The 19,340-nt window shown below is 66.0% G+C and carries 16 protein-coding genes; 7 read left to right on the forward strand and 9 right to left on the reverse strand.

What is annotated here, in order from left to right; genetic code table 11:
• Positions 1-43: 43 nt before the first annotated feature.
• The 4 genes from ASE39_RS00555 to ASE39_RS00565 all read right to left on the reverse strand — a co-directional run bounded on the left by ASE39_RS00555 (position 44) and on the right by ASE39_RS00565 (position 5,346).
• The gene (locus ASE39_RS00555) at positions 44-1,003 is read right to left on the reverse strand and encodes an alpha-E domain-containing protein (protein ID WP_057269876.1); all 960 of its coding nucleotides are present in this window, start codon (positions 1,001-1,003) and stop codon (positions 44-46) included.
• Positions 997-1,152 carry an alpha-E domain-containing protein gene (locus tag ASE39_RS27325; RefSeq protein ID WP_082615277.1) on the reverse strand — a complete coding sequence of 52 codons (156 nt, stop codon included), beginning with the start codon at positions 1,150-1,152 and terminating at the stop codon, positions 997-999. The genes ASE39_RS00555 and ASE39_RS27325 overlap by 7 nt, the downstream gene beginning before the upstream one ends.
• Positions 1,153-1,154: 2 nt before the next feature.
• Positions 1,155-2,690 carry a circularly permuted type 2 ATP-grasp protein gene (locus tag ASE39_RS00560; protein ID WP_010464026.1) on the reverse strand — a complete coding sequence of 512 codons (1,536 nt, stop codon included), beginning with the start codon at positions 2,688-2,690 and terminating at the stop codon, positions 1,155-1,157.
• A gap of 85 nt (positions 2,691-2,775) precedes the next feature.
• Positions 2,776-5,346: a DNA internalization-related competence protein ComEC/Rec2 gene (locus ASE39_RS00565; RefSeq protein WP_242421332.1), complete on the reverse strand. Its 2,571-nt coding sequence runs from the start codon at positions 5,344-5,346 to the stop codon at positions 2,776-2,778.
• A 185-nt stretch (positions 5,347-5,531) separates the two neighbouring features.
• Between ASE39_RS00565 and ASE39_RS00570 the strand changes: the two genes are divergently transcribed.
• Positions 5,532-5,990 carry a RidA family protein gene (locus ASE39_RS00570; RefSeq protein ID WP_057269877.1) on the forward strand — a complete coding sequence of 153 codons (459 nt, stop codon included), beginning with the start codon at positions 5,532-5,534 and terminating at the stop codon, positions 5,988-5,990.
• 116 nt (positions 5,991-6,106) lie between these two features.
• On the opposite strand, the gene ASE39_RS00575 is transcribed toward ASE39_RS00570, so the two are convergent.
• Positions 6,107-7,921: a methyl-accepting chemotaxis protein gene (locus ASE39_RS00575; RefSeq protein WP_057269878.1), complete on the reverse strand. Its 1,815-nt coding sequence runs from the start codon at positions 7,919-7,921 to the stop codon at positions 6,107-6,109.
• Positions 7,922-8,275: 354 nt separating this feature from the next.
• On the opposite strand from ASE39_RS00575, the gene ASE39_RS00580 reads away from it, so the two are divergent.
• A complete protein-coding gene (locus ASE39_RS00580) occupies positions 8,276-8,656 on the forward strand; it encodes a hypothetical protein (protein WP_057227002.1) in 381 nt (126 codons plus the stop codon).
• Positions 8,657-8,685: 29 nt separating this feature from the next.
• Here the strand turns inward: ASE39_RS00580 and ASE39_RS00585 are convergent, their stop codons facing one another.
• From ASE39_RS00585 to ASE39_RS00600, 4 genes are all read right to left on the reverse strand, one after another.
• Positions 8,686-9,792 carry a crosslink repair DNA glycosylase YcaQ family protein gene (locus ASE39_RS00585; RefSeq protein WP_057269879.1) on the reverse strand — a complete coding sequence of 369 codons (1,107 nt, stop codon included), beginning with the start codon at positions 9,790-9,792 and terminating at the stop codon, positions 8,686-8,688.
• 4 nt (positions 9,793-9,796) lie between these two features.
• Positions 9,797-12,154 carry a DNA topoisomerase IV subunit A gene (gene parC / locus ASE39_RS00590; RefSeq protein ID WP_057269880.1) on the reverse strand — a complete coding sequence of 786 codons (2,358 nt, stop codon included), beginning with the start codon at positions 12,152-12,154 and terminating at the stop codon, positions 9,797-9,799.
• Positions 12,151-12,951 carry a lytic transglycosylase domain-containing protein gene (locus tag ASE39_RS00595; protein WP_057269881.1) on the reverse strand — a complete coding sequence of 267 codons (801 nt, stop codon included), beginning with the start codon at positions 12,949-12,951 and terminating at the stop codon, positions 12,151-12,153. The genes parC and ASE39_RS00595 overlap by 4 nt, the downstream gene beginning before the upstream one ends.
• 79 nt (positions 12,952-13,030) lie before the next feature.
• Positions 13,031-15,013 carry a DNA topoisomerase IV subunit B gene (locus tag ASE39_RS00600; protein ID WP_057269882.1) on the reverse strand — a complete coding sequence of 661 codons (1,983 nt, stop codon included), beginning with the start codon at positions 15,011-15,013 and terminating at the stop codon, positions 13,031-13,033.
• Between the two features lie 144 nt (positions 15,014-15,157).
• Here ASE39_RS00600 and ASE39_RS00605 point away from each other — a divergent pair, with 144 nt between their 5' ends.
• The 5 genes from ASE39_RS00605 to bamC all read left to right on the forward strand — a co-directional run bounded on the left by ASE39_RS00605 (position 15,158) and on the right by bamC (position 19,275).
• Complete coding sequence (locus ASE39_RS00605; protein WP_057269883.1) at positions 15,158-16,375, forward strand: MFS transporter; 1,218 nt, start codon at positions 15,158-15,160, stop codon at positions 16,373-16,375.
• Between the two features lie 27 nt (positions 16,376-16,402).
• Entirely contained in the window at positions 16,403-16,570 is a 168-nt protein-coding gene (locus tag ASE39_RS26835) for a hypothetical protein (RefSeq protein ID WP_199864223.1), read from the forward strand.
• Positions 16,571-16,656: 86 nt separating this feature from the next.
• Complete coding sequence (locus ASE39_RS00610; RefSeq protein ID WP_029414092.1) at positions 16,657-17,211, forward strand: class I SAM-dependent methyltransferase; 555 nt, start codon at positions 16,657-16,659, stop codon at positions 17,209-17,211.
• Between the two features lie 30 nt (positions 17,212-17,241).
• Entirely contained in the window at positions 17,242-18,138 is an 897-nt protein-coding gene (gene dapA, locus ASE39_RS00615) for a 4-hydroxy-tetrahydrodipicolinate synthase (protein ID WP_010464015.1), read from the forward strand.
• A gap of 45 nt (positions 18,139-18,183) precedes the next feature.
• Positions 18,184-19,275 carry an outer membrane protein assembly factor BamC gene (gene bamC / locus ASE39_RS00620; RefSeq protein WP_082606877.1) on the forward strand — a complete coding sequence of 364 codons (1,092 nt, stop codon included), beginning with the start codon at positions 18,184-18,186 and terminating at the stop codon, positions 19,273-19,275.
• The last annotated feature ends 65 nt before the right edge of the window (positions 19,276-19,340 follow it).

Below are 19,340 nucleotides of genomic sequence, written 5' to 3' on the forward strand. Positions count from 1 at the left end.
CCGGCCGCGTGCCTGCGCCGCGCCACGGTCACCTTGCCCCGGCTCAGTCGCCCGAGGTCACCAGGAAATCGCGGCTGATGCCGCCCCCGAGGTCGTTCACCCGGTCCAGGAACTGCGTGAGGAAAGCGTGCAGGCCCGTGGCCAGGATCTCGTCGATGCGGCCGTACTGCAGGTCGGCCAGCAGGCGCCCTGCCCTGCGGCTGGTTTCGGCGGACTGCCCGTTGGCCAACACGGCCAGGTTGTCCACCACCTCGCGCAGGCAGGCGTGGAGCGAGCGGGGCATGTCGCGGCTCAGGATCAGCAGATCGGCCACACGCCCCGGAGTGATCACATCGCGGTAGACCTTGCGGTACACCTCGAAGGCCGACACGCTGCGCAGGATGGCGCTCCAATGGTAGAAATCGCTCTCCTGGTTGCGGTCGCTGGCACGGCCAAAAAAATCATTCTTGACCGCATGGAACTTCACATCCAGCAGGCGCGCGGTGTTGTCGGCGCGCTCCAGGAACGTGCCCATGCGCAGGAAGTGAAAGGCCTCGTCCTGCAGCATGGTGCCCAGCACCACGCCCCGTGAGAGGTGCGAACGGTACTTCACCCATTCAAAAAACTGGCCCGGGTCACGCTCGAAGGCATCGCCCGCCAGCTGCCGGTGCAGCTCCAGCCAGGTCTGGTTCTTCGTCTCCCACACCTCGGTGGTCAACGCGCCCCGCACGGCCCGTGCGTTCTCGCGCGCTGCGCGCAGGCAGGACAGGATGGACGAGGGGTTGGTCCCGTCGCGCACCATGAACTCCAGCACACGGGCAGGCGTCACCTCGCCGTGCTTGGCGGAATAGGCGGGGATCAGCTCACTGATGGACAGCAGCCCTTCCCAGCCTTTTTGCGCGACATCGGCAGCCTGCGGCAGCAGCGATGTTTCATAGCTCACATTGAGCATTCTGGCGGTGTTCTCCGCCCGCTCGGTATAGCGGGACATCCAGAACAAATGGTCGGCAGTGCGGCTCAGCATGCGGCCTCCTTCATCGAACAGGGCAGAGAACCCCCCACGTGCTGCGCACGCACGCGGTGTTGTATCGAAAGCCCCATGGCATGGGGCTTTTCCGCCCGCTCGGTATAGCGGGACATCCAGAACAAATGGTCGGCAGTGCGGCTCAGCATGTTCAGATGCTCCCTTGCGATTGACTTTGCGACTGGCCCTGACCCTGGCCCTGCGACTGGGATTGCACGGCCTTGGGTTGCGCGGCAGGCGCACCCTCGCCCAGCACCCAGGTGTCTTTGGTCCCCCCGCCCTGCGACGAATTCACCACCAGCGAGCCCTCCTGCAGCGCCACACGCGTGAGGCCCCCAGCGGCCATCTGCACCTCGCGGCCGCTGAGCACGAAGGGGCGCAGGTCGATATGGCGCGGGGCGATGCCGCTTTCCACATACGTGGGGCAGCTCGACAGGCTGAGCGTGGGCTGGGCGATGTAGCCCGCCGGGTTGGCCAGCAGCGCGCGGCGGAAGTCCTCGATCTCGGCCTGCGTGGCGGCCGGGCCGATCAGCATGCCGTAGCCGCCCGCGCCGTGCACTTCCTTGACGACCAGGTCCTTCAGGTTCGCCAGCACATGCTGCAGGTCGTCCTGCTTGCGGCACATCCAGGTGGGCACGTTCTTGAGGATGGGTTCCTGCCCCAAGTAGAAGCGAATCATCTCGGGCACATAGGGGTAGACCGACTTGTCGTCGGCGACACCGGTGCCCACTGCATTGCAGATGCCCACGTTGCCTGCGCGATAGGCCTCCATGAGGCCATGGCAGCCCAGCGTGGAATTGCGGCGGAACACCTGCGGATCGAGGAAGTCATCGTCCACGCGGCGGTAGATCACGTCCACCCGCTGCAGGCCGCGCGTGGTGCGCATGTAGACGAACTTGTCCTTGACGACCAGGTCCTGTCCCTCGACCAACTCCACACCCATCTGCTGCGCAAGGAAGGCGTGCTCAAAGTACGCGCTGTTGTGCATGCCAGGCGTGAGCACTACTACCGTCGGCTCGTCGGCCGCAGCGGGGGCACTGGCGCGCAGGGTCTCGAGCAGCATGTCGGGGTAGTGGGCCACGGGCGCCACCTTGTGCAGGCTGAACAGGTCGGGAAACAGCCGCATCATCATCTTGCGGTTTTCGAGCATGTAGCTCACGCCGCTGGGCACGCGCAGGTTGTCTTCGAGCACGTAATACTCGCCTTCGCCCTTTTCATTGGGCGCTCGAACGATGTCGATGCCCGCGATGTGCGCGTAGATGTTCTGCGGCACCTGCACACCGGCCATCTCGGGCCGGTACTGCGCGTTGTTGAGGATCAGGTCGGCGGGCACGATGCCGGCGCGGATGATGTCCTGGCCGTGGTACACGTCGTGGATGAAGCGGTTGAGCGCCGTGACCCGCTGCACCAGCCCTTGCTGCATGCTGCTCCACTCATGGGCCGGAATGATGCGCGGGATCAGGTCAAACGGAATCAACCGCTCGTTGCCCGCGCCGCCCTCGTCCTTCGCGCCATAGACGGCGAAGGTGATGCCCACACGCCGGAAGATCATCTCGGCTTCGGCCCGGCGGGCCTGCATCACATCAGGGGGCTGTTTGCTCAACCACTGCGCATAGCGCTTGTAGTGTTCGCGCACATCGCTGCCATCAAAAGGCAGCATGGCGTACATCTCGTCAAATTTCTGCATGAACTGGCCTCCTGGTAACAGGATAGCAAGTTGCGCGCCCACACTTCCGAAACAGCCATCGATGGAGCTGCGCCATCCCGTCCGATCACTCCGTCCGGGGTGCCATCTGATGTTGCCAATACCGTCGGCCCGTATCCCGCTCGCACCCCACCGCTGCAGGCGTTGACGATGCCCACGTCGCGGCGCCGCAGCGTGAAGACTCCACCACCTCAACGCCGCGCGCACGGTAGCGCTGCAACACTTCGGGGGCCGGATGGCCAAACCGGTTGCGGTACCCGGCTTGCACCAAAGCAGTGCGTGGCTGGACAGCATCCAGAAACGCCGGCGATGACGATGTTTTGCTGCCGTGGTGGGGCACCAGCAGCAGGTCGGCACGCAGCGCCGCACCGCGCGCCAGCAGGGCCTGCTCCTGCGGGGTTTCGATGTCACCCACCAGCAACGCCACCGGCGCCGACGCCACCGCCCCGCTGGCCGCGATGCGCAGCACACAGCTCAACGCATTGGGGCGCAAGGTGCGCGCAGCCACCGCGTCGTCCGGCTGCGGATGCGGGTGCAGCACCTCGAAAACGACACCATCCCACTCCCAGCGCTGGCCCGCCAGGCAGGGGCGAACCGGGCGCAGAGCCTGCAAGGTGTGCTCGGCCTCGATCGACCCCACCAGCTCGGCATGCGGCTGCTGCGCCAGCACCGCCGCCGCACCGCCCGTGTGGTCGGCATCGCGGTGGCTGAGCATGAGCGTGTCCACGCGCTCCCCCAGTGCCCGCAGCAGCGGCACGAGCACGCGGTGGCCCGCGTCGCTCTCGCGGCTGAAACGCGGCCCCGCGTCGTACAGCAGCGTGTGGGTGGCGGTGCGCACCAGCACCGCGTTGCCTTGGCCGATGTCGGCGGCCAGCAGTTCAAACTGCCCTGCCGCCGGGCGCACCGGCTGCCACCACAGGGCGGGCCACAGCAGCGGAAGTGCCAGCAGGCGCAACCGCCAGGGCAGGCGTGTGGCCAGCAGCGCGCCCCCCGCCACGGCCAGCATGCCCGCCCACAACGGCGCTGCAGGCAGGAAGACCACGGCCCAGGGCCACTGCGCCAGCCATTGCAGCAAGCTTGCCAACGGCTGCAGGCTGAGGGCGGCCAGATTCCACAAGGGCGCCCACAGCACGCCACCCAGAGCCAGCGGGGTGACCACCAGGGTGACCCAGGGAATAGCCACCAGGTTGGCGGCAAAGCCCACCACGGACACCTGGCCAAACAGCAACAGGGTCAGGGGCGTAAGCGCCAGCGTCACCACCCACTGCTCCCGAATTAGTGCATAAAAATGGCGTTTTACGCTTGATGGATAAGCGCTAACAGCTACCGTATTTGTAGCAAACAAAATACCCACCGCGACAAAGCTCAGCCAGAAGCCCGCCTGCGCCAGCGCCCACGGGTCTGCCACCACCACGGCCGCACATGCCCACAACCACACCTGCGGCCACGGCCAGCGGCGGCCGCTGAGTTGCAGCACGGCAATGGCGGCCAGCATGATCACGGTGCGCTGCGCGGGGACACCCCAGCCGCTGAACAGCGCGTAGGCCGCTGCCAGCACCACCCCGGCGGCCAGTGCGGCCGAGGGCGCGGGCACCGCCAGGCACAGCCGGGTGGAGCGCCGCCACAGCACCCCCACCATCAGCGCAGCCAGCCAGGCAAACAAGGTGATGTGAAGCCCCGAGATACTCATCAAATGCGCCACCCCCGTGGCGCGGAACACATCCCAGTCGGCGCGGTCGATGGCGCGCTGGTCACCCGTCACCAGGGCCACCACCACACCCGCGATGCGCGCGCGGGCCGGGTCGTCGCCATTCACATCGCGGGCCAGGCGCTCCAGGATCGCGTCGCGCACCGACTGCCGCACCCGCTCCACCGGATGCCGCCAGGTCGCGGCCAGAAGCTCTGGCGGCTCGTCTTTGGGCCCCGCGCGCACGTAGCCCGTGGCCTGCACGCCCTGCTCCCACATCCACAGCTCGTAATCAAAACCATGCGGGTTGCGCAGGCCGTGCGGCGCTTTGAGGCGCACTGTCAGGGCCCAACGGTCACCGGCTTTCAGGGCTGGCGGGGGGCGCTGCAGGTCCAGCGCCCCTGCCGCATCGCGGAACGGGCCACCGTACCAAGCCACGTCGATGCGCGGCGGCAGCTGCACCGGGGCACCGTTCAGGCGCGCGGCCTCCACGTCCACGCGGATGCGGGTGCCAGCCTCGTTGGTCTGGGGCATGGCCGCCACCACCCCGGTCACGCGGATGTCCTGGCCTTCCAGCGCGGGCGCGAGCCCGTGGCCCGCATAGTCCACTGCGCGCAATCCACACAGGGCGAACATCGCCAGCACCCCCGCGCCCAGCGCCAGCGCTGCGGCCGGCGCAGCAGCCCCTGTCGCTACCGCAAGGCGGCTTCTGGAGGCTGCCCGCGCGCACCAGCCCACCACGCAGGCGGCTACCAGGATCACCCCATAGGCCCCTCCTGGCCACAACGCCGGCTGCTGCAGCTGCAGCGCTGCCCCGAAAACCGCGCCCAGCAGCCACGCGGGCAACCGCCAGGGCGTGGCGGCGGCCACCGCAGGGCTTGCATCGACCACGCTACCGTCCGGGCCCGTGTGGACGGAGGAAACGGCATTAGAGGCGCTTATGGCGGGCATGGGCTGATGCTAATGCGGCTCCAGGGGGCTGGCCGCTGGATTCTGCACACCGGGCTGTGTAACACTCGCGGCCATCCGGGCGCGGCCGGGCGACCCAGCCACCCAGCGACCCCTGCGGGCCTTGTCGGCGTTGCGGACATCGGTCAGTGCCCACCCTTCACCTTCACGTCACACCAAGGAAGACCATGAGCATTTACGACAAGCTGAAAGAACTCAACATCACCCTGCCGCCCGTGTCGGTGCCCGCTGCCGCCTATGTGCCCTATGTGCAAACGGGCAATCTGGTGTTCCTGTCGGGCCACATCGCACGCAAGGACGGCAAGCCCTGGGCCGCCCAGTTCGGTCGCGATATCGGCACTGAAGAAGGCAAGGAAGCCGCACGCGCGGTGGCCATTGATCTCATGGGCACGCTGCAGGCAGCCTGTGGCGGCGACCTGAACCGCGTCAAGCGCATCGTCAAGGTCATGAGCCTGGTGAACTCCACGGGTGACTTCACCGAGCAGCACCTGGTGACCAACGGCGCCAGCGAACTGCTGGGCCAGGTCTTTGGCGAAAAGGGTGTGCACGCCCGCAGCGCTTTTGGCGTGGCGCAGATCCCCATGGGCGCCTGCGTGGAAATCGAGCTGATCGCCGAACTGGCCTGACAAACCACGTGCTCCACAAAAAACCCCAGGGCATGGTTGCCATGGGTTTTTTGTTTTCCGCGCAAGGCGGCGGTGGATGGAGCCTCCCGCCCCCTGGCAGACCGCGCGTCAAAAAGTCAGAAGGATTCCCAATCCTCTTCCGCCCCCTGGGCCGCCACCGGCTTGCGGCCGGCGGGTACAGGTGCGGCAGATACCTTGGCCACCGCCGTGGCGGAAACGGGCGCCCTGGCCACGGCGGGGCGGGCACCGTGCCCCGCCGTCTTCGCGCCTGAACCCGTTGCGGGCCGTGCGGACGCGGCTGGGGCAGCGGCGGCGACAGGTACCTGCGGCCGCTGGGCAGCCGTGGCGCGCGCCGCACCAATGGCCGCCTGCGCAGGCCCATAGCTGGCGGCATTCACCTTGAACATCGACACCTCGCGCGCAAGGTGGTCCGCCTGCTCGCGCAGGCTCTGGGCAGCGGCGGCGCTCTCTTCCACCAGCGCCGCATTCTGCTGCGTCATCTGGTCGAGGTTGCTGATCGCCTTGTTGACCTGGGAGACGCCAGCACTCTGCTCGGACGATGCCGCCGTGATCTCGCCAATCATGTCGGTCACGCGCTGCACCGACTGCACGATGTCGGTCATGGTGGTGCCAGCGTCCGACACCAGCCTCGACCCCGTTTCCACCTTTTCCACTGACGCGCTGATGAGCTGCTTGATCTCCTTGGCGGCCTCGGCGCTGCGCTGGGCGAGGCTGCGTACCTCGCTGGCCACCACGGCGAACCCCCGGCCCTGCTCACCTGCACGCGCGGCCTCCACGGCGGCGTTGAGCGCAAGGATGTTGGTCTGGAATGCAATGCCATCAATCACGCCAATGATGTCCGCAATCTTCTTGCTGCTGTGGTTGATGTCCTCCATCGTGGCCACCACCTGGGTCACCACCTCGCCGCCCCGGCGCGCCACGCCGGTGGCCCCCGCCGCCAGGCTGCTGGCCTGCTGGGCACTGCCTGCGCTTTGCTGGATGGTGCTGGTGAACTGCTCCATGGCGGCAGCCGTCTCCTGCAGGTTGCTGGAGGTCTGCTCGGTGCGGGCCGACAGGTCATGGTTGCCGGTGGCGATCTCGGCGCTGGCGATGGCAATGCTGTCCGTGCTCTGGCGCACCTGATGCACCATGCGCCCCAGCGCGCTGCTCATGGTGTAGAGCGAGCGCAGCAGGTCGCCAAATTCATCGCCCCGGGTCACAGACTCCTGCATGCTCAGATCACCGCCCGCAATGCGTTCGGCCAGCCCGTTCGCCTGCGCAAGCGGCCGCTGGATGCTGCCAATGAGGTAGTAGGCCCCCACGATGATGGCCAGCAGCAGCAGGCCCACGGCAACAGCCGCGATCTTGACGGTAAGCATGCGCGATGCCGCCATCTCCTGCTGCTTGGCGACCGCGCCCTGCTGCTGCTGCTGCACAAAGTCGCGCAGGGTTTGCAGGTAAGTGGCCACGGCCGGGTTGTAGGACTGCTTGACCAGGGCCACGGCCTGGTCCTGTTGCCCGTCCGCCTTGAGCTTGCGGGCCTGGCCGCGCAGGTCGATCATGGCCTTGCGGGCTTCGGCGATCTTGGCCATCTGCGCCTTGTCGGCATCGGACAGCGCCATGGCCTCCAGCGACTTCTGCACCTCGCTGATCTGCGCGCTGGTGGCGGCAATCACGTCCTTGAATTCGGCCTCCACCGCCGCATCGCTGCTGACGATGAGCGCCTGGGTCCGTGCGGCATTGGTTTCGGTGAGGCCCGACCATCGGATCGCCGCCTGCACGCGCGCCTCGCTGTCCCGGGCTACCGCATCGGCCTGGGCTTGCACTTTGACAGACCGGTAGCCTGAGAACCCCACCACGGCGACGAGCAGAACCACAATCAGAATCACTGCCAGCCAGAGCTTGTGAGCCATCCGAAAGTTCGTGGGCATGGTTGTCTCCTGAAGCGTGTGTTTGCGTACAGATGTTGCGCGCTTTTGCACGATTGCACAAACTCTGTCACAACACATCAGGGTCTGCCCTGCCTGCACTGCCCCATCAGGGGCCACGCGTGGAGCCATGCCAGCGGCAACATCCATCCACCATTGGGCTGGGGCGAATGCCCCCAGCCCCATCACCAGCGCAGTGCCTCACGAAAAGATCTGAGCCGATCAGGGCGTCGATGTCCACGACGGCCCCCATTGGCCCACATTTCGCGCGCGGACAACACCCTACCGGGGTCGGGTTCCCGCGCAGCGGCGAAGCCATCAAACTGGCCTGATCCATTTTCAAAGGCCAATGACTCCATGACTTCCTGCAAGCTCCACCGCACGTGCCTCGGCGCCACCCTCCTGATCGCATTGGGCCTGTCTGGATGTGCCGCCACCATCAGCCAGGAGGGCCTGGAGCAGCGTACCTCCGTGGCGATTGGCCGCCAGGTGGGCGCCTTCACCATCACCAACAAGAGCGAAGAAACCGGCGGGCGCATCAACTACACCGCCAAGACCACTGACGGGGCCACCTACCAGTGCTACATGTACTCGGCCACGGGGTTCCAGAAAGCCATGTCGTTCGGGCAGACGCCGAATTCGGATGCCATCTGCACGCCGATGGCCGGCAAGGCGGCAGCACCTGCGGCCGCCTCGGCCTCCTGCAACGCGCTCAGCAAAGCCGCCGGCAAATGCTGAAGCCTTGATCCGGACAGGGCAACCGGCTGTCAGGCCGCGGTTCCCAGAAAGGCCTCGAAAAGCGCCAGCTCCTCGTCCAGCGCGCGCCGAAAACCCGCATCGCGTGGAGGCCGGCCAGCCACAAATCCCAACTCATGCCGCAGTTGCCCGCGCTCCACGCGCAGGTTCGCCCAACCCACCATCTGTTCCCCCCACAGCACGGGCAACGCATAGTGGCCCATGGTGCGCCTGGGGGCCGGCACATACGCTTCGAACCGGTACGCCCAGCCCCACAGCATCTCGAAACGGCGGCGGTCCCAGACCACGGGATCGAACGGTGCCAGCAGCCGCACTCCCGGGTCTGGCTGGTGGCGGCGTGAGACCGGGTTTTCGTTGGCGGGCCAGAACCAGGTCGTTCCGCCCACCACCGCATGACCGTAGCGCAAATGCGCGGCCTTGGCCACCGCGCGCGCCTCGGCCGCCAGTTGCGGTGCACCGTAGCGCAGCAGCGTGACCAGGTAGCCCAGGCTGGAGGCGGGCAGCGGGGCGTACAGCGCCACGATGCGATCGACCAGGGCTTCGGCGCGCGCCAGGCGCGCGGTGGGGCTGGCATCCTGCGCGGGATGCTCCATCGGCGCATACACCCGGGTGCCCGATTCGCGGCGGCACACCCGCAGCCAGCCATGGTGGTGCATGGCATCCAGCAGGCGGGTGCTCGCGTTGAGCTCTCCGCCCCAGTAGCCCGCCACGCGGCCGTGGTGTGCAAACGCCTCGCTGACCTCACGTGGGTGCACCACGCCCCGCTCCTGCACAAACGCCAGCACCTCGCGCGCACGCTCGGTGGTCACGGCATCCCAGGGCCGGCGCGGCATGCGTGGATGCAGCAGCGCCAGCATCTCGCGCGAGACGAAGCCATAGTTGACGAAAGCGTCTTCCTCGATGCCCAACCGCTCATAGCGGCGCTCCAGGTCCCCTGCGCGGTAGCCGCGCACCCGCATACGCAAAATCAGATCCTGTGCCCGTGCGGGCGCCCGCATCGGGTCGGCCTGCACAAAACCAAGCTTGCGAATCGCGCCGGGCAGCGTCAGTGGTTTGAACAGGCTGCGCGCAATCGCGTAGCGGCGCAGCTCATCCAGCGTGGGTGAGTTGCGCGCCACACCCTTACTCCACCCGCGTCACCGCGTTGGGTTTGAAGCCCAGGTCTGCCGCCTTGCCCTTGCGGCCGCGCGCGGCACGGGCATTGTTCAGGCTGCGAATCTCCAGCGTCTCATCGCGCACCTTGCCGCCCCGGCCAATGCCATCGAGGCGAATGCTGCGCGTGTAGGCTGCAGCGCCTGCGAGCTGGTCTTTGTCTTCCAGGTCGATCAGCATCAGGCCCCGGCCGCCGTTGGCCATGGTTTTCAGCTCGGTGATCTCGAACGTGAGGATGCGCCCGCCCGTGGAGGCACAGGCCACGTGCGTAGCAGGCAGCACCGGCTTGCTGCCCGTGGTGCCCGCCGCGTGCGAAGGCACACACACGGTTTCACCCTCGCCCAGCGTGAGGAAGGCCTTGCCGCCCTTCTGGCGCGAGACCATGTTCTCGACCGCCGCCAGAAAGCCGTAGCCGCCCGAGTTGGACAACAGCAGCGTGGCGTTGGCGGGCCCCGCAAAGTAGTGCAGCAGCTGCGTGCCCGCTTCCAGTTCGATGAGCGTGGTCACGGGCTGGCCATCACCGCGCGCACCGGGCAGCAGCGACACGGCCACCGAATACACGCGGCCGTTGCTGCCAAAGGCCAGCAGGGTATCGACCGTGCGGCACTCGAACGTGCCATACAGCCCGTCGCCCGCCTTGAAGGCAAAACTGGCGGCCTCGTGCCCGTGGCCGGTGCGTGCACGCACCCAGCCTTTTTCCGAAACAACCACCGTGACGGGCTCGTCCACCACCTTCACTTCGGCCACGGCCTTCTTCTCGGCCTGGATGAGTGTGCGGCGCGCGTCGGCAAAGGTCTTGGCATCCTGCTCGATCTCCTTGACCATGGTGCGGCGCAGCGAGCCAGGGTTGTTCAGGATGTCTTCGAGCTTGCCCTGGCTTTCGCGCAGTTCTTTCAGCTCCTGCTCGATCTTGATCGCTTCAAGCCGCGCGAGCTGGCGCAGGCGGATTTCAAGGATGTCCTCGGCCTGCCGGTCGCTGAGGTTGAAGCGCGCGATCAGCGCCGCCTTGGGCTCGTCGGCCTGGCGGATGATGGCAATCACCTCATCGATGTTGAGCAGGACAATCTGCCGCCCTTCGAGGATGTGAATGCGCTCCAGCACCTTGTTCAAACGGTGCTGCGTGCGGCGGGTGATGGTGGTCTGGCGGAAGGCAATCCACTCCTCCAGCATCTGCCGCAGCGATTTCTGGGTGGGCCGGCCATCCAGCCCCACCATCGTGAGGTTGATAGGGGCCGAGGATTCGAGGCTGGTGTGGGCGAGCAGTGCGGTGATCAGCTCCTGCTGCGGTGTCTTGCCGGTCTTGGGCTCGAACACCAGGCGCACGGGGGCGTCCTTGCTGGACTCGTCACGCACGACATCCAGCACGGCCAGCATGCTGGCCTTGAGCTGTGTCTGGTCCTGGCTCAGGGCCTTCTTGCCCGCCTTGACCTTGGGGTTGGTGATTTCCTCGATCTCTTCGAGCACCTTTTGCGTGCTCACGCCGGGTGGCAACTCGTTGACCACCAGCTGCCACTGGCCACGCGCCATGTCTTCGATCTTCCAGCGCGCGCGCACCTTGAGGCTGCCCCGGCCCGTGCGGTAGGCATCGGCAATGTCGGAGGCCGCACTGATGATCTGGCCGCCACCGGGGTAGTCCGGGCCGGGCACCAGGGCCAGCAGATCTTCCTGGCTGAGCGACGGCGTCTTGATGAGCGCAACGCAGGCGTCGGCAATTTCGCGCAGGTTATGGCTCGGGATTTCGGTGGCAAGGCCCACGGCAATGCCGCTGGCGCCATTGAGCAGCGCGAACGGTAGGCGTGCGGGCAGCTGGCGCGGCTCCTGCTCAGAGCCATCGTAGTTCGGGGCGAAATCGACCGTGCCTTCGTCTATCTCGTCGAGCAGCAGGCTGGTGATGCGCGACAGGCGCGCCTCGGTGTAGCGCATGGCCGCGGCGCCGTCACCGTCGCGGCTGCCGAAGTTGCCCTGGCCGTCCACCAGCGGGTAGCGCTGGGCGAAGTCCTGCGCCATGCGCACCATGGCGTCATAGGCCGCCGTGTCCCCGTGCGGGTGGTACTTGCCAATGACATCACCCACCACCCGGGCGCTCTTGACCGGCTTGGCCGCCGCGCTGCGCGTGGGGCCGCTGTAGCCCAGGCCCATGCGGTCCATCGAATACAGAATGCGCCGCTGCACGGGCTTGAGGCCGTCGCACACATCGGGCAGCGCACGGCCCTTGACGACCGACAGCGCGTATTCGAGGTAGGCGCGCTGGGCATAGCCCGCCAGGCCCAGGGAGTCGCCCCCGTCGTCGCCTGCGGTGGTGAAATCAAGAGTGGGTTGGTCGCTCATTCGTTGGGTACAGTTTCTGGGTTCACGTTCTGGGGGGCGCTGCGGGTCTGCGCCACGCTGGTGGGTGGCAGGTTGCCCCGGTTCTGCGCGCCGCCCGAAAGCTCCATGCGCACGCGGCCCGGCACGGCGCGTTGCGCCAGCACCGGGGCTGGCGGCTTGAGCTGGGCATACAGGCCCAGCACCGTGCGCACATAGTTCTGCGTTTCCTTGAAGGCCGGAATCTGGTTGCCCGCGCGCTGCACGGCGCCTTCGCCAGCGTTGTAGGCGGCAACAGCCAGGTCCATGCGGCCTGGAAACAGGTCCAGCAGGTGGCGCAGGTAGCGCGTGCCGGTGGGCACGTTCACGGCCGGGTCGGCCAGCTTTTGCTCCACCGTGCGTTTTGCATCCGTGCTCACGCCAAACCGGTTGGCCGTGGCGGGCATCACCTGCATCAGGCCCACGGCGCCCTTGGGCGACACGGCAGTGGCGTCAAAACCGGACTCGGTCGCGATCACAGCCTGCAGCAATTCGTAGTCCACGCCATGTTTGCTGGACGCAGCACGCAGGTGGTGTTTGACCCGCTTGTAGTCGGGCGCGATATCAAAAAAAGCCAGCAGGCGCGCACCTGCTGCAGGCAGCGCGTAGGGCATGGGCGACGCATTGGCGGGCACATCCCGGGTCGAGTCAAAGTCATTGCCACGAAAAAACAGCTGGTAGCGCGCATCGATCTGCTCGGCGGCAAAGTGCGTCACGCCGCGCTCGTCCACGTGCGCCCACAGGTCCGCATGGGCCACTTGCTGCACAAAACATAGCAGCATACCCAATACAAACAAGCGCAGGGCACTGTTTTTAAGGGGATTTTTCATCACAAACACCGGGTGGAGCGTGTCGATGCGGTCAGATATCGATCTCGACCGCATCGCCATGCAGCTCCATCAGCTCGCGGCGCGCGGCGGCTTCGCCCTTGCCCATGAGCTTGGTGATGAGGCCTTCGGTGGCGGCAAAGTCCATGTCGCCCAGCTGCACGGGCAGCAGGCGGCGGGTGTCGGGGTTGAGCGTGGTTTCCCACAGCTGCGAGGCGTTCATCTCACCCAGGCCCTTGAAGCGGCCAATCTGGCACTTCTCTTTCGGCACACCGTCCTTGGCGCATTTGTCGAGGATGGCAGTCAGTTCGCCGTCGTCCAGTGCATACATCTTGGCGGCGGGCTTCTTTCCGCGCGCGGGCACGTCCACACGGAACAGCGGCGGGCGCGCCACGTAGATGTGGCCGGTCTCGATGAGCTTGGGGAAGTGGCGGAAGAAGAGCGTGAGCAGCAGCACCTGGATGTGCGAGCCGTCCACGTCGGCATCCGCCAGGATGCAGACCTTGCCGTAGCGCAGGCCGCTCAGGTCCGGCGTGTCGTTGGGGCCGTGCGGGTCCACGCCAATCGCCACCGAAATGTCGTGGATTTCGTTGTTGGCAAACAGGCGGTCGCGCTCCACCTCCCAGGTGTTGAGCACCTTGCCGCGCAGCGGCAGGATGGCTTGGCTTTCCTTGTCGCGGCCCATCTTGGCGCTGCCGCCAGCCGAGTCGCCCTCGACCAGGAAAACTTCGTTGTGGGCGATGTCCTTGCTTTCGCAGTCGGTGAGCTTGCCGGGCAACACGGCCACGCCCGAGCCCTTGCGTTTTTCGACCTTCTGGCCCGCCTTCTGGCGGGTTTGCGCGGCCTTGATGGCCAGCTCGGCGAGCTTCTTACCGTATTCAACGTGCTGGTTGAGCCAGAGTTCGAGCGCGGGGCGCACAAAGCCGCTGACTAGGCGCACCGCGTCGCGCGAATTCAGGCGCTCCTTGATCTGGCCCTGGAACTGCGGGTCCAGCACCTTGGCACTGAGCACATAGCTGGCGCGCGCAAACACGTCCTCGGGCAACAGCTTCACGCCCTTGGGCAACAGGCTGTGCAGCTCGATGAAACTCTTGACGGCATTGAACAGGCCGTCGCGCAGGCCACTTTCGTGGGTGCCACCCGCACTGGTGGGGATCAGGTTGACGTAGCTCTCGCGCACGGGCTGGCCGTCTTCGGTGAAGGCCACACACCAGGATGCGCCCTCGCCTTCGGCAAAACTTTCGTTGTTGCGGTCGGCAAAACCCTCGCCTTCAAACAGCGGGATCACCGGGTCACCGTTGAGCGTCTGCATCAGGTAGTCGCGCAGGCCGCCTTTGTACTGCCAGGTTTGCGTCTCGCGGGTTTTCTCGTTGACGAGCTGCACCGTCACGCCCGGCATGAGCACCGCCTTGCTGCGCAGCAGGTGGGTCAACTCGCCCATGGGCAACGCGCTCGACTCGAAATACTTGGCATCAGGCCATACACGGACCGAGGTGCCCTGCTTGCGCTCGCCCGCCTCCAGCGGCCGGGCCACCAGGGGTTCAATCACATCCCCGGCCGAAAACACCAGGCGCGCCGCCTTGCCTTCGCGGTAGCTCGTCGCCTCCAGCCGCGTCGCCAGGGCGTTGGTCACACTCACGCCCACGCCGTGCAGGCCGCCTGAGAAGCTGTAGGCGCCGCCCTTGCCCTTGTCGAACTTGCCGCCCGCGTGCAGGCGGGTGAACACCAGTTCGATCACCGGGGCGTTTTCCTCGGGGTGCATGCCGAAGGGAATACCCCGCCCATCGTCTTCGACACTGACCGAGCCATCGGCATGCAGCGTGACGCGGATCTTCTTGCCGTGGCCAGCCAGCGCCTCATCGGCGGCGTTGTCCAGCACTTCCTGAATGATGTGCAGCGGGTTGTCGGTGCGGGTGTACATGCCCGGGCGTTGCTTGACGGGCTCCAGGCCCTTGAGCACACGGATCGAGCCTTCGGAATATTCACTGGCGGACACGGGGGACGGTTTGGCAGACATGGGGCGGATTGTAGTGCGGCAGCGCAGCAATAGCTGGATATAAAACCAGTCCTCCAGCAGGCTCGCAAAGCCTGACCCTGCTTGCAACTGTATTGGTCACCGGTGTATCAGCGCGTTTCGCCCAATCTCGCTACATTCCTGCGCATGCATATGAATCCTCCCAAACTGTCCATGTTCCAGGTGCTCGCCTGTGGCGCGGCCATCGTGACACTGTCGATGGGCATCCGCCACGGGTTCGGGCTGTGGCTCTTGCCCATCACCCAGGAAATGGGCTGGACACGCCAGTCGTTCGCGCTGGCCATTGCCATCCAGAACCTGTCCTGGGGCCTGATCGGGATTTTTGCGGGCATGGTGGCCGACCGGTTTGGCGCCTTCCGTGTGCTCATGGGCGGTGCCGTGCTGTACGGCCTGGGCTTGGCGGGCATGGCGCTGTCGCCCACGCCCACCCTGTTTGCACTGACTGCTGGCGTGCTCATCGGCGCAGCGCAGGCTGGCACGACCTATGCGGTGATCTATGGCGTGCTGGGGCGGCAGATTGCGCCAGAGCGCCGCTCATGGGCCATGGGCGTGGCCGCTGCGGCAGGCTCGTTCGGGCAGTTCCTCATGGTGCCGGTGGAAGGCTGGCTGATCGCTGGCCTGGGCTGGCAACAGGCGCTGCTGGCGCTGTCGCTGATGGTGCTGCTGATCGTGCCCCTGGCTTTTGGCCTGCGCGAGCCCAGCTTTGCCGGAGCCGCCCCGGTCAAACGCGAGCAGACCATCGTGCAGGCGCTGGGCGAGGCCTTCCGCTATCCCAGCTTCAACCTGCTGATGGCGGGCTACTTCGTCTGCGGCTTCCAGGTGGTCTTCATTGGGGTCCACATGCCCAGCTACCTCAAGGACCACGGCCTGTCGCCCCAGGTGGCCAGCTATGCGCTGGCGCTGATCGGCCTCTTCAATGTGCTGGGCACCTACGTGGCCGGCACCCTGGGCCAGCGCATGCCCAAGCGGTTCATCCTGGCCTTCATTTACTTCGCGCGCGCGGTGGTGATTACTGTGTTCCTGCTCGTGCCGCTGTCGCCGCTGTCGGTGTATGTGTTCTCGGCGGTCATGGGCACGCTGTGGTTGTCTACCATTCCACCCACCAACGCCACCATTGCGCAGATCTTTGGCGTGCAGCATCTGTCGATGCTGGGCGGCTTTGTGTTCTTCAGCCACCAGATCGGCAGCTTTCTGGGCGTGTGGCTGGGCGGCTACCTGTATGACGTTACAGGCAGCTACGATATCGTCTGGTACATCGCCATTGGGCTTGGGGTGTTCGCCGGACTGGTGAACCTGCCGGTCCGGGAAAACCCCATCCAGCGCGGCGCGGCCCAACCCGCCTGAACCCGGCAACGCCATCCAGACACCACCATGCCGACCGCCAGCACATCTCCCACGCCACCCGGCCGGAGCGTGCCGTGGGCTTGGCGCTGGCTGGCCTGGACGGTTGCCGTGCTGCTGTGCCTCGCGGTGTTTGGCATGTATACGGTGCCGGACTTCATGGTGATGCTGGCCGACCAGATGTGGGCTTGCTTCTGAGCCTGCACCTCAAAATTTCAACTATTTTTGGCCTCCAGCGCTTATCCATAAAGCGCTATTAGCTATATTTTTTGCAGCAAAACACAATGCACGGTAACGAAGCCGCTTCCGACTGGGTTCGCCGCTGGTCCCATCTGATCGCGCCGGGCAGCACCGCGCTCGACGTGGCCTGCGGCGCAGGGCGCCACCTGCGTTGGTTGCGCGGCTTGGGCCACCCCGTGGTCGGGGTCGACCGTTCTGCCGAGGCCCTGGCCGCCTGCGAGGGGCTGGGGGAGCTGGTGCTGGCCGACATCGAGAAGGGCCCATGGCCCTTTGCAGGCCGTCAGTTTGGTGCAGTGGTGGTCACCAACTACCTGTGGCGGCCCCTGCTGGCCACCATGGTGGAGAGCGTGGCACCGGGCGGCGTGCTGATCTACGAAACCTTCGCCCACGGCAACGACACCGTGGGCCGCCCGGCCCGGCCCGAATTTCTTCTGCAGCCCGGGGAACTGCTAACCGCCTGCACCGGACTGCGCACCGTGGCCTATGAAGACGGCTTCCAACAAAACCCCGACCGTTTCGTGCAACGCATCACGGCCGTGCGGGAACTCCCACAGTCTGGTGGACCCTCACGACATCTTTTGCCCATGTGGGCTAGTTAGAATGCCCTTTTACCGTTTACCACTGCGGACATGACCTCTTCTTCCGTCGCCCTCACCGGCAGCATCGTCGCCCTCGTCACTCCCATGCACGAGGACGGCAGCGTGGACTACCCGGCCCTGCGCAAACTGATCGACTGGCACATTGCCGAAGGCACCGACTGCATCGGCGTGGTGGGCACCACGGGCGAATCGCCGACCGTCAACGTCGAAGAGCATTGCGAAATCATCCGCGTGGCCGTGGAGCAGTCTGCCAAGCGTGTGCCGATCATGGCCGGCTGCGGAGCCAACTCCACCGCTGAAGCCATCGAGCTGGCCAAGTTCGCGCGTGGCGTGGGGGCCGACAGCCAGTTGCAAGTGGTGCCGTACTACAACAAGCCCACGCAAGAGGGCCAGTTCCAGCATTTCAAGGCGATTGCCGAAGCCACGGGCGACCTGCCTGTCGTGCTGTACAACGTGCCCGGTCGCTCGGTGGCCGATATGCAGCATGACACCGTGCTGCGCTTGGCCCAGGTGCCAGGCATCATCGGCATCAAGGAAGCCACCGGCAACATCGAGCGCGCCCAATGGCTCATCCGCGATGTGCCCAAAGGCTTTGGTGTGTACTCGGGCGACGACCCGACCGCCGTGGCGCTCATGCTGTGCGGCGGCCATGGCAACATCAGCGTGACGGCCAATGTGGCGCCCCGCCTCATGCACGAGCTGTGCGTGGCCGCATTGGCTGGCAATGTCCAGCGTGCCATGCAGATCCAGTTCCAGCTCATGCCCGTGCACAAGAACCTGTTTGTCGAAGCCAACCCCATCCCGGTCAAATGGGCCGTGGCCCGCATGGGCCTGTGTGGTGGCACCATGCGCCTGCCCATGACGCCGCTGACCACCAGCAACGAGGCTGTGGTCGAATCTGCGCTGCGCAACAGCGGCCTGATCTAATCCGGGCTGCGCCCGCTCCCCGAGACACTCTCCAAGGATTTCCGCGTGAAAGCTGCTACCACCCGCCTGAGCCTGCTGACCCTTGCCATGGCCCTGTCCGCCTGTGCCGCCCTGGAGGGCGACAAGATCGACTACAAGAGCGCCACCAAAGGCTCGACCCTGGAAGTCCCACCAGACCTGACCCAGCTGTCGCGCGATTCACGCTACAACGTCCCTGGCGGCGCTGTCTCGGCTGCCGCCATGCAGGCCGGCCAGGCTGCGCAGCCATCGGGCACTGCCAACGCCGCCGCCCTGCAACTGGGCGACGTGCGCATTGAGCGCGATGGCAACCAGCGCTGGCTGGTGGTCAATCGCCCGGCCGACAAGCTCTGGGAGCCCGTGCGCGACTTCTGGCAAGAAAGCGGTTTCAACCTGGCCCAGGCAGAGCCCAACGTGGGCATCATGGAAACCGATTGGGCTGAAAATCGCGCCAAACTGCCACAGGACTTCATCCGCTCAACCCTGGGCAAGCTGCTGGACTCGCTGTACTCCACCGGTGAGCGCGACAAGTTCCGCACCCGCCTGGAGCGCAACGCCAATGGCGGCACCGAGGTCTACATCACCCACCGCGGGATGATCGAGGTCTACGGCACGGCCACCAAGGACAACACGGTGTGGCAGCCCCGCCCCTCTGACCCCGAGCTGGAAACCGAATTCCTGCGCCGCCTGATGGTCAAGCTGGGTGTGAGCCAGGAGCAGTCGAAGGCGGTGGCCGCAGCTCCCGCACCACGTGCTCAATCTGCCCGCATGGCCACGGTGGACAACAAGCCCGTGGTCCAGCTCGACGAGGGTTTTGACCGCGCATGGCGCCGCATCGGCCTGGCCCTGGACCGCACAGGCTTCACGGTGGAAGACCGCAATCGCAACGAAGGTACCTACTTTGTGCGCTATGTGGCCCCCAATGCCGAAAAGAAGGACCCAGGATTCTTCGGCAAACTCTTCAGCTCGTCCAACGCCACGCCTCCACTGAAGTACCGCATCGTGGTGCGCAGCCAGGGCGAGTCCACCACGGTGTCGGTGCTCAATGAGGCTGGCGTCCCCGAGTCGTCAGCCAATGCCGAGCGCATCGTGCGCGTGATTGCCGACGATCTGAAATAAGCACCCCCGGCGCACGCCACCTCCATTGCCCCGGCCGCCTGCCCGTGGAGCGGGGGTACGCTGCA

The organism is Acidovorax sp. Root267, assembly GCF_001429215.1.
Lineage (GTDB): Bacteria > Pseudomonadota > Gammaproteobacteria > Burkholderiales > Burkholderiaceae_C > Acidovorax > Acidovorax radicis.